Annotated in this window: 8 protein-coding genes; 3 read left to right on the top strand and 5 right to left on the bottom strand. The window is 40.4% G+C overall.

The features are described from left to right. Window positions 1-176: 176 nt before the first annotated feature. The 3 genes from SYJ56_RS25445 (at window position 177) to SYJ56_RS25435 (ending at window position 2,433) form a co-directional block, all read left to right on the top strand. On the top strand, window positions 177-851 hold the full coding sequence (locus SYJ56_RS25445) for a helix-turn-helix domain-containing protein (protein ID WP_323839156.1): 675 nt from the start codon (window positions 177-179) through the stop codon (window positions 849-851). 113 nt (window positions 852-964) lie between these two features. Beyond that, on the top strand, window positions 965-1,387 hold the full coding sequence (locus tag SYJ56_RS25440) for an OsmC family peroxiredoxin (protein WP_323839154.1): 423 nt from the start codon (window positions 965-967) through the stop codon (window positions 1,385-1,387). Window positions 1,388-1,446: 59 nt separating this feature from the next. Continuing rightward, entirely contained in the window at window positions 1,447-2,433 is a 987-nt protein-coding gene (locus SYJ56_RS25435; protein WP_323839152.1) for an alpha/beta hydrolase, read from the top strand. A 255-nt stretch (window positions 2,434-2,688) separates the two neighbouring features. Here SYJ56_RS25435 and SYJ56_RS25430 read toward each other — a convergent pair whose 3' ends face one another. From SYJ56_RS25430 to SYJ56_RS25410, 5 genes are all read right to left on the bottom strand, one after another. Continuing rightward, entirely contained in the window at window positions 2,689-3,765 is a 1,077-nt protein-coding gene (locus SYJ56_RS25430) for a DUF4249 domain-containing protein (protein WP_323839150.1), read from the bottom strand. A 197-nt stretch (window positions 3,766-3,962) separates the two neighbouring features. After that, window positions 3,963-5,030 carry a DUF4249 domain-containing protein gene (locus tag SYJ56_RS25425; protein ID WP_323839148.1) on the bottom strand — a complete coding sequence of 356 codons (1,068 nt, stop codon included), beginning with the start codon at window positions 5,028-5,030 and terminating at the stop codon, window positions 3,963-3,965. Then, entirely contained in the window at window positions 5,027-7,465 is a 2,439-nt protein-coding gene (locus SYJ56_RS25420) for a TonB-dependent receptor (RefSeq protein WP_323839146.1), read from the bottom strand. Before SYJ56_RS25420 ends, SYJ56_RS25425 begins: the two co-directional genes overlap by 4 nt. A gap of 221 nt (window positions 7,466-7,686) precedes the next feature. Continuing rightward, window positions 7,687-8,103: a helix-turn-helix domain-containing protein gene (locus SYJ56_RS25415; RefSeq protein WP_323839144.1), complete on the bottom strand. Its 417-nt coding sequence runs from the start codon at window positions 8,101-8,103 to the stop codon at window positions 7,687-7,689. Window positions 8,104-8,183: 80 nt separating this feature from the next. After that, a complete protein-coding gene (locus SYJ56_RS25410; protein WP_323839142.1) occupies window positions 8,184-10,808 on the bottom strand; it encodes an ABC transporter permease in 2,625 nt (874 codons plus the stop codon). Between the last annotated feature and the right edge of the window lie 49 nt (window positions 10,809-10,857).

Here is a 10,857-nt window from a genome sequence, read left to right as displayed (position 1 = left end):
GAAAACTACATGGCTTGATTTCCTATATTTGGTCATAGCCCAAATATAAGCATAGCTACTAGCACATGACCACCTGCAAAGCAGGTGGATTTCTAAGTTGAATTAAAATTCTGCTCGTACCGACCGGATATTCGCTGTCAGTCGATTTCAACAGCTATGAAACAGCACAACCAACTTTGTTTTTTGTCAATACCAATCAGTACTTATCCATCACCAATGCGACCAGTTCGGAGGCGGAATTGATCTTTTACAACAGGGATTTTTATTGTATCCAGATCCATGATGATGAAGTGGCTTGTGACGGCTTGTTGTTCAACAATATTTTTGAGATCCCAAAAGTTGACCTTGATGATAATGAAGCCCAAATCGTCAAACAGCTGTTTGGTCAGATCAGAGAGGAGTTGTTTACTAAGGACTCGTCGGCTGAAGAAATGATCCGGATTCACTTGAAACAAATCATTATTCGGGCCACCAGGGAATGGAAAAAGCAGAACTTCAATAAGGAATCTCTCCAGATCCCATATACTGAACATGATTTATTCAGAAACTTCAGCCGATTGGTCGAAATCCATTTTCGGGAAAAACACAGTGTAGCTGATTATGCAGACCTGTTGAACCTAGCCCCCAAGACCCTATCCAATAAATTCAAAAAATTGAATCTAGAGAACCCCAACGAAATCATCAAAAACAGAATCCTCTTGGAAGCCAAGAGACTTCTGATGTATTCAGGAAAAAGCATCAAAGAAATCTCCTATGATTTGGGATATGAAGACCCTGCTTACTTCAATAGGATGTTCAGCCAAAAAACAGGATACACTCCGGCAACTTTTAGAAAAGAGATAGAAACTTAGTATAATTTCCCTTAAAGGGAAAAAAGTGCAATTTCTACTGACTTTTTGATCTTTATTCCGCTTGTTATTGGGAAGATCTTTGTCTCATTATTTATCAACAAAAAATAAAGACTATGAGACGATTTGCAACAGCCGCCTGGAACGGTACAATCAAAGAAGGTAGCGGACACCTGACCACACAGAGTTCTATCCTGAGCAAAACCCAGTATTCATTCAACAGCCGATTTGCGGAAGGAGTTGGCACCAATCCCGAGGAACTATTGGCAGCAGCTCATGCCGGTTGCTTCACAATGAAACTGAGTTCGGATCTGACCCAAGCCGGTTTTACTCCAGGGGCACTGGAAACCCGATCAGTAATCACCTTGGACAATGGAAAAATCACCAAATCGGAATTGATCCTGGAAGCTGAGGTTGATGGAATCACCTGGGAAGAATTCCAGAAAATAGCCCATGGAGCCGAGCAGACCTGTCCGGTAAGCGGAGCCTTCAATTTTGAGATCAGTTTGACCATCAACCTAAAATCTTCAATCAAATGAAAGCTTCAAATTCATTCCCACTATCCATCTTTTTATTCCTTACGTTAAACACAACTACTATGGCACAAGAAACATATCAACCAGCTGCTCACGATCTAAACATCTCCAAAGAGATCAGAGCTTTTCTCCAAGAACTCAACAGTGGTGGCGGAAAACCCTTAGAGACGCTCTCTCCCGAAGAGGCCAGACAAGTTCTCGTTGGAGCTCAGGCATCAGTGGAATACGATTATTCAGATATCGAAGAATCAGAAAGAACTATCACGGAAAATGGCATCACAGTAAAAATTCACATCGTAAAGCCCAAAGGAGCAAATGATGGACTACCAGTATTTATGTTTTTCCATGGCGGCGGCTGGATACTGGGAGATTACCCTACTCACAAAAGACTAGTACGAGACCTGGTTGTGAGAAGTGGTGCAGTAGCAGTGTTTCCTGACTACACCCCTTCTCCGGAAGCCAGATTTCCTGTGGCAATCAATGAAGCTTATGCGGCAACCCAATGGGTGGCAGCCAACGGCAAGGAAATCGGAGTGAACGGGGCCAAACTCGCAGTGGTAGGCAATAGTGTCGGAGGAAATATGGCTGCAGTTGTTTCCCTGATGGCCAAAGACAAAAAAGGCCCCAAGATTTCCAAACAGATTCTGCTTTGGCCGGTGACCGATGCGGATTTTAGCAGACCGTCTTATTACTCTTTTGCCCAAGAGCGATTCTTGACTACCCCGCTAATGAAATGGATGTGGGACAACTACCTACCCGATCCGAAAGCCAGAAAAGATAAGTATGCCTCACCTCTCAGGGCATCCCTTGAAGAACTGAAAGGTCTGCCATCAGCACTGGTTCAGCTTGCCGAAAATGACATCCTGCATGATGAAGGCTTGGCTTATGCCCGAAAATTGGATGAGGCAGGGGTTAATACTACCATTATCGAATACAAAGGATTTATCCATGACTACGGTATGCTGAATCCTCTGGCCAATATCCCAGCAGTACAGGAATCCGTAGCCGATGCAGGTGCAGCGCTGAAGAGAGCACTGTTTGAGAAATAAACAGAACTTATCAGTAAGTATTGCCACCATTGTGCAGATGACAAACCTCTGCATGGTGGTGGTTCTATAATTTATCAGTAAGTCAAGCCCATCTGGATTGGGCCAAATTAGGGAATTTGATATCTTCCTACCGGGGAACTGCCACGATTTTTACAGAAACTTCAGCCGGATGGTCGAAATCCATTTTCTGGAAAAACCCAGTGTATCTGAAACATAATTTTTCAAAGTTGTCACTATTCAGTAAGTGATGTCAGGTCAATCATAGACCCACCAATCAGGTCTTTCCATAACGAACTTTCTCCCCAAGGCTCTATCTTCACATGTCAAACATTCTGCTGGGTAATCTAATCTAGGCTTTCCCAAAACAAAAAAACAAGGTGGGGGCAAATAAACAGGGGATATTTCAGAAGTCACATAAAATCGGGTGACCTGTGATTTGGCAACTTCGAAAAATCCCAAGACCTTCTCATTGGGATCATTTGTATTTTTAATATTTCCAATGATGGGAGCAGGCGGGATATCAAACAAGGAGCCCTGATTTTCGATCACGGTTTTAATTTTTTCCCAATATTCATAAGCATCCCGATTTATGCTCAATTGTTTGACGCTGATAAACATTGGGAACAAGAATGAATTGTCAATTTTTCTTGTAGCCAATAGCTGATCAAAGGTTTGTGTTTTGCTGGATGATCCGTCAAAAAGGTTGATTTTTGCAGGTTCCATGATATCAAAAATAAAACATGGAGGGGGTAATGGAGGGGGAATTCCAGGAGCATATATCCATACTAATTCCCAATATGCTGTTTCTTCTACAATCCACCTTAAATAAACAGGTTCATCATTCTCGGGAAGTCTGGTTTTACTGTACACCTTGAAAACATGTTCTTGGAATGTAGTCCGAAACGGTTCATAGGCGACATCATAACTTAAGCTATCAACTCCATTTGAACTTGGAATCTCTTGAAACGTGGATCTATATACTTTTTCACCGACCATAACTTCAAGTGAATAGCTTTGTCCTTCAACTGGATTAAAATTATGTAGTTCATAATTTCCATCGCCGATAGAAGTATATCTATAAGTACCTCCTTCTTGAACCAATAAATTTACTTCGGCATTGGGTATGGAACTCTGTGTAAAGCCAGAACTCCTGCTCAACCCTACATTTACGGTATGAATGTTTTCCCCTGCTGACAGCAATCCATAGATGATTATTTGACCTTCTTTGGTATCACCAATAAAATCCAGTCTGTCAATACATGAGGATATCAAAATAATCCATGCGAGATTTAGCAAGTAACTGAAATGGAATATATTTAAAATTTTCTTCATTTATTAGATGTTACGCTGTAGGTAATCGAATGAAAAACCGGTCCCAAAATAGATACTTGATAGGGGCTTAACTTGGATTTTATTGAATACCAGGTTCGTTCTGATAAGAGAACGACTAAAGATATAAACTAACCGACCTGTAATACCTCCCCTAAATAGATTTTCAAAGTTGTCATTATACAGTAAGTGATGTCAGGTCAATCATACACCCACCAATCCGGTGTTTCAATAACGAATTTTCTCCCCAATGCCCGATCTGCACATGACAAACATTCAGAAGGGTAATCTAATGAAGACCTTCCCTGTACATAAAAGCAGGGAGGGTGCAAATAAATAGGTGATATTTCAGAAGTCACATAAAACCGCGTGACCTGTGATTTGGCAACTTCGAAAAATCCCAAAACCTTCTCATTGGGATCATTGGTGTTTTTAATATTTCCATTGATGGGAGCAGGTGGGATATCAAATAAGGAACCCTGATTGTCAAGAATGGTTTTGATTTTTTCCCAATACTGGTAAGCATCCCTGTTGATGCTCAGTTGTTTGACACTTATAAACATGGGGAACAAGAAAGAATTGTCAATTTTTCTTGTAACCAATAAATTATCAAAGTTTTGGGTTTTGCTGGCTGAACCATCAAAAAGGTTGATTTTTGCAGGTTCCATGATGTCAAAGATAAAGCACGGTGGCGGTGGTGGAACTCCTGGAGGAATCCATAACAGCTGCCAATATGCTGTTTCTTCTACAATCCACCGTAAATAAACAGGTTCATCATTCTCGGGAAGTCTGGTTTTACTGTACACCTTGAATACATGTTCTCGGAATGTAGTCCGAAACGGTTCATAGGCGACTTGGTAACTTAAGCTATCAATACCAATTGAATTTGGGACTTCTTGAAATGTGGATTTATATACTTTTTCACCGACCATAACTTCAAGTGAATAGCTTTGTCCTTCAATTGGATTAAAATTATGTAGTTCATAATTTCCATTGCCGAGTGAAGTATAGCGAAAAGTGCCTCCTTCTTGAACCAACAAATTAACTTCGGCATTGGGTATGGAACTCTGTGTAAAGCCAGAACTCCTGCTCAACCCTACATTTACAGTATGAATGTTTTCCCCTGCTGACAGCAATCCATAGATGATTATTTGTCCTTCCTTGGTCTCACCTAAAAAATCCAGCCGGTCAATACATGAGAATACCAAAAAAAAACATGCGAATTTTAGCAAGGAAGGGAACTTAAATAAATGGAAAATCTTCTTCATTTATTAAATGTTACGCTGTAGGTAATCGAAGGAAAAGCTGAACCCAGAATAGAAACTTGGTAAGGCCTTAACCGGGGAAAATTCTCCTCTCTTTTAAAAAACACTGAGTAGGCATTCCTTCTTCCCAGCAAGTTGTACACACTGAAATTGATTTTGTCATTCCAATTCTTTACAAAACCTTTAGCAAGATATGAAAGGTCCATTCTAAAATAATTCGGGATTCTGAATTGGTTCCTGTCGCTGTAATCAGGAATCAAAAACCCGTTTACCAGGTAGTTTGTTGAAGGTGCTGTGACAGGTCTTCCGGACGAAAAATTGAAATTCAAATTGAAATTCCTTCCTTTTCCCAAATGGAAGTTTGTCACCAGCGAAACAATGTGGGGCCTATCAAAATTCGTTGGATACCAATTGCCCCGGTTCACCTGGATTTCACTGAATTCAGAGGTTGTTCTGATTAGAGAACGGCTGTAAGTATAAGCTAACCAACCTGTAATTCCTCCACTGTTTCTTTGAATAAGAAATTCGGCACCATAGGCAAGGCCCTTGCCTTGGATGACTTCCGTTTCCAAGTGTGGGTTTAGAAACAAATCGGCAAAATCCCTGTATTCTAGCTGGTTTTCGGTAGTTCTATAAAAACCCTCCAATGAAGTTGACCATTCATTTTCATTGAAATTTCTGAAATAACCTAAAGATAAATTATGGGATCTCTGTGGTTGAATGTATGTGGTACTCAATTGCCATAGATCAATAGGTGTTGGGCCTGTGGCATTGGAAATGGTCTGTAGATATTGGAACATGCTGGAATAGCCTGCTTTGATAGAATTCACCTCATTGAATGTCCATCTCAATGAAGCACGGGGCTCGAATCCACCATACTGGACTATGGTGCCTTCCTCATATGCATCAATTCCTGAAATGGTAAGTCTTGTCCGGCGTAAACCTTCCTGATATCTATGAACCGAATCAGGTCCCAACTGAAGATACTGAGAGTACCTCAACCCACCTGAAATCGAAAAGCTTTCTGTGGGATTCCAATCAATCGAAACAAATGGCGCAAATTCCAATCCGCTTTGTTTTTCTACTTTTTCCTGAAAAATCCCTGACTCAGCTGTAAACGGCATAAGCGTTTCGGGACTCATCTGATATTTGATAGCTTCTCCCCCAAAAGTGATACTAGTATTTTCAAGCGTGAGCAACCCGGTGATTTTTCCCTGATAATAATCTAGTCCGTTTTTGATAATAGAGGGGTCTGCGTTAGAAAGCTCAAAAAAGCCATTGTTAAATGAACCATACGCAGCCATTCCGATCAGTGAAAAGTTTTCCGACAATAGGTTGTTACTGGTAAGTGAAGTGACAAAATTGTTCCATTCAAATCCAAATTGATTGGAAAATCTAAAATAGTCCCCGGTATTGAGCAAGGAAAAATCAAGGGAATGTTTTTGGGAAAATTTGTGGTTCAGTCCTAAGTAAATATCATGGAATTTGATGTTGCTGTTTCTGACATCCGGTTCATTGACTTTTTGCAACAACCAATTTGCATTTGATCTCCTCAATGCTGCAATCATGCTTGTTTTTTCTGGCAGGATAGGGCCTTCAATCAAAAACTTACTCACAGCGGTCCCGAGGGATCCTGAAAAATTCCATTTTTCGAAATCACCTTTTCGCATTCCTATATTCAGCGCAGAGGCACTCCTGCCGCCAAAATTACTGGGTACAGTACCTTTATATAAGGTAAAGTTACTGACCACATCACCATTAAAGGAGGAGAGAAAACCCAATGCATGACTGTTGCTTAGGACAACCGCCTCATTCATCAGGATGAGATTTTGATCGGCATGACCACCTCTTACATTCAATCCCGATGAACCCTCTCCTACAGAAGTGACCCCGGGTGTAGCCTGAAGGACATTGAAAACATCAGGCTCACCCATCAATGTAGGTATCAATTTAATGTCCTCTATATTCATTTTAATAATACCTGTGATCGGGTTTTTTATATTCCTGTCTTTTTCCTCTTCCCGGACAATGAACGTCTCCAATTCAAAACTGATGTCATCCAATTCTGTATCCAAAATCCCATCTCCATACAGTTCTACGATAAAAAACTGCGCCTTTTTGCCAAACTGCCTGAAAACAATCCGGTGCCTGCCTGAATCCAAATGTGCCATGTAAATACCGTTTCTGTCGGTATTGATCCCGGTAAAAAGTCCATCCACATGGACAGCTGCACCTGAGAGAAACTCACCGGTTTCTTTGTCTGTGACTTTTCCGGTCAGGACGTATCGGGCTTTTTTTTCCCCAGGATCATTCTGGAATTTTATTGTTGTAATTTCGGTTTGTGCCTGGGCATTCAAATGGCCAAAAGTCAATACTATGCCAAACGCCATCCAAAAATAAATCCGGATCTTATGCGTATGTTGAAATTCAAAAAGCATTTCGGCAAACTTTATCCATCTGACTTTTAAAATAATTAGTTAACAATTAAACGATTTATTTCTTGCTAAAAAAGCACTTAGTGATGATTGAATTTCTAATAACGACTATCCGCAATCACGTACCAGTAAAAGTGTGGGTTTCCAGCACACTCATTCCAGGACAAGCCAATTTATCAAATTCAGAAAAAAATCTTTGTTTCTGAACAGAGAACTATTAAGCCCTAACTTTCGAAGTTCGAATTTGTAAATTGATTTTTATAAGATGTCGGCGGCATCCCTGTTTCTTTTTTAAATAAGCGGGAGAAGTAAGACATATTTTCAAACCCTAGTTCAAATGCTATTTGAGAGACGGTTTTATCTTTTTTTCTCAACCTGTTTTTAGCTTCATTGATAAGAGCTATATGAATAAGCTCGATTGCAGTTTTGCCGGTTTCCACTTTCAACAAGTCAGTAAGGTAACATGTAGAAACGTTCAACCTGTTTGCCAAATCCCCAACAGAGGGCAAACTGTTGTCAAAAAGGAATCCTTCATTAATTTCCTGTTGCAAGATCTTATTGAACTCAGTCACCGTTTTCCCAGACACTTGCTCTCTATTGATGAATTGTCTTTTATAAAATCGTTCGGCATATTTCAGCATTGAGTTGATTGCAACAAGGAAGCAACAGTTTTCATAGAAAAAAGGGCTTGTTGATTAAATCGGATGACTGAAGAAGCTGATTACTCCGTCTTTAAGCTAAAGGCGGGATTCATTGCTGCTGCACGGATGACTTGATATCCTACTGTCAGGGCAGCGATCAACAAGGAGCAAGTCACCGCAATTGCAAATGTCCAAACGTCCAAATTGATTTTGAATTCAAAATCCTTGAGCCAGTTGCTCATAAACCACCATCCTATCGGCGCAGCAATCAGGAATGCGATCAAAATCAATCGCACAAATTCCTTCCCAAATATCCAGATGATGTGGCCTACCCCTCCCCCCATTACTTTTCTGATGCCTACTTCCTTGGTTTTCTGAGCGACCATAAATGAGACTAGCCCATACAAACCAAGACATCCGATGAATATTGCGATAAAAGAAAAAATCTGGATTCCCTGTAGAATCGTTTCCTCGGATTCGTAAAACTGGGCAATACTCTCATCCAAAAATGCATATTCAAAAAGCTGATCCGGATAATGTTCTTCCCATAGTTTTTCAATTTCCCCAAGCGTAGTAACCGTATTATTTCCGTTGATCTTAATTGCAAAATTGGAATACATTGAACTTGCAGTGGTAATTAATGCAGCAGAAATTTCCTCATGGAAAGATCTATCATGAAAGTTCTGAACCACTCCCACGATAGGCCCTTTCATGGCGCCTCCATTAGCATAGACCATTTTACCAATTGCATCATCGTATGATTCTATTCCAAGCTTCCTCAGCATAGCTTCATTAACCACCACCTCACGGACAGTATCTGATGGTTGAAGGTTCCTTCCTGCAAGCAGTTCCAAATCAAAAGTAGAAATATAATCCGTGTCAGCTAATTTCATATTGGTTAAGAAATTCACTTCCTCGATCTCACTTTCAAATCGAATAGAATTATTCCAACTACTGGAAGATGCAGGTGCTTCATAACAAATTGAAACTTTTTCCACTCCCGGTAACCTTAAAAATTCATTTTTCAGCGAATTCATAGTATTCAGTGAATCCCTTCCGAGCTTTACCATCACTATAGATTCTCTGTCGAAACCAAGTTCCGCCTGTCTAGAGTATCGCATTTGATTCATAATTACGAGCAGACCAATGATCAATACCTGCGAAATTGCAAACTGAGTTACAATCAATGAACGTCTCGTGTTGAGGCCACCCAACTGATGCTGAGAGAGTTTCCCCTTTAGTGCTGCTACTGGCTTGAACCCTGTAAGAATAATGGCCGGATAACACCCTGCCAAAAGAGTAATAAGGATGCTTAGTCCGCAAACAAATCCTAGAAATGTCAGATTTACTCCAAAATTCAAAGGAATCTCGGTTTTGAAAAATGAATTGACAGAAGGCACTAAAAAGTAGGACATCACTAAAGCTATGATTATACTGACTGAGGAAATAATGGCTGTCTCAAAAATGAATTGCCAGAAAAGCTGTGCCCGGACGCTACCGAGAACTTTTCGAACCCCTACCTCTTTCGACCTCTTTAAAGCCTGTGCTGTAGCAAGATTTATGAAGTTTACACAAGCTGTTATCAGCAAGAATATCCCTATGGCTGAAAGAATCCACAGATCCGACTTCTCAATCGCCCCGCCATATTTCCCATTAAAATGAATATCCGAAAGTGGTTGCAACTTATAATGATGTACATTTTTACTTTCAGGCCGATGCTGCTTTACATATGGCGCCAACGCTTCTTCTACCTGAGAAGGTGACACATCAGGCCGAAGAAATGTATAGCAATACATGCCCCCAGTAATTCCGCCCCAAGCATTCTCACTTGCCAACCAGGAATTAAAATCCTTTAGCGTGATGTAGGAAACAAATATCTCTGGTTTGATATCCGTATTTGGTGGAAAATCGGCTAGAATACCGGTGATTGTAAAGGGAATGGTATTGTCAAAAGAAATGACCTGACCAATAGGATTCTCCTCCCCAAAATACTTTTGAGCCATTCTTTCAGTAAGAATTGCTGTATTTGGCTCACTAAGCGCCGAACCCATATTTCCTTTGGAAAGCGGAAAATTAAAAATCTCGAAAAAAGCTGATTCCGTGAAAGCAAATCCTTCTGGCTCCTTAATCTTTATCAGTTCACCTCCCCGATCAAACGTAATCACAGCATCCGATTCATGAAACATGCGCGCTACCTTTTCGCCAAACGTGTGGTTGTCCCGAAAAACTTCACCCAATGGGGAGGGAACACTGTTAACATAAGAAACTGTTTCACGATGCTGCTCGGTTACGATACGGTAAATTCTATCTTCATTTGAGTGAAAATTGTCAAAAGCTGTATGATGCTTTACCAGTGCGAAAATTAACATGCAACAGGTAATGCTGAGCGCCAGTCCGGCGATATTGATCAGCGCATATTGCTTGTTCCGAATGATAGTTCTCCAACCGATTTTAAAATAACTTTTGAACATACCCGAAGTGTTTAAATTTTGAATAGGTTTAATTGGCCTGATAATTCCTGGACGAAACAAAAGCAGAACATCAATAATAAATTTCCAATCAGCTTTTCGCTTCCCGGATTCCTTAAGTCGTCTTTGATATACTTCTATCAAATCTCCCTCGATATAGTCGAGCATCCTGGTGTGACAAAACCACCGGAAAAATCCAAGGAACAGTTTGGGAGGAGAAGCTTCTACTTTTTTCATGTGATTATAATTGTTTTTTAAAGGTCATAACCTGTCCCGTGACGAAGGA

It is taken from the genome of Algoriphagus aurantiacus (assembly GCF_035156405.1).
GTDB lineage: Bacteria > Bacteroidota > Bacteroidia > Cytophagales > Cyclobacteriaceae > Algoriphagus > Algoriphagus aurantiacus.
Note: the sequence above shows the minus strand (reverse complement) of the source record. Positions and strands in the feature narration are given on the sequence as shown.

What these genes read in the sequence shown, in the direction of transcription:
- SYJ56_RS25415 (WP_323839144.1), bottom strand. Translation starts at nt 8,103, where the DNA reads ATGCTGAAATATGCCGAACGATTTTATAAAAGACAATTCATCAATAGA.
- SYJ56_RS25440 (WP_323839154.1), top strand. Translation starts at nt 965, where the DNA reads ATGAGACGATTTGCAACAGCCGCCTGGAACGGTACAATCAAAGAAGGT.
- SYJ56_RS25430 (WP_323839150.1), bottom strand. Translation starts at nt 3,765, where the DNA reads ATGAAGAAAATTTTAAATATATTCCATTTCAGTTACTTGCTAAATCTC.
- SYJ56_RS25435 (WP_323839152.1), top strand. Translation starts at nt 1,447, where the DNA reads ATGGCACAAGAAACATATCAACCAGCTGCTCACGATCTAAACATCTCC.
- SYJ56_RS25425 (WP_323839148.1), bottom strand. Translation starts at nt 5,030, where the DNA reads ATGAAGAAGATTTTCCATTTATTTAAGTTCCCTTCCTTGCTAAAATTC.
- SYJ56_RS25420 (WP_323839146.1), bottom strand. Translation starts at nt 7,465, where the DNA reads ATGCTTTTTGAATTTCAACATACGCATAAGATCCGGATTTATTTTTGG.
- SYJ56_RS25410 (WP_323839142.1), bottom strand. Translation starts at nt 10,808, where the DNA reads ATGAAAAAAGTAGAAGCTTCTCCTCCCAAACTGTTCCTTGGATTTTTC.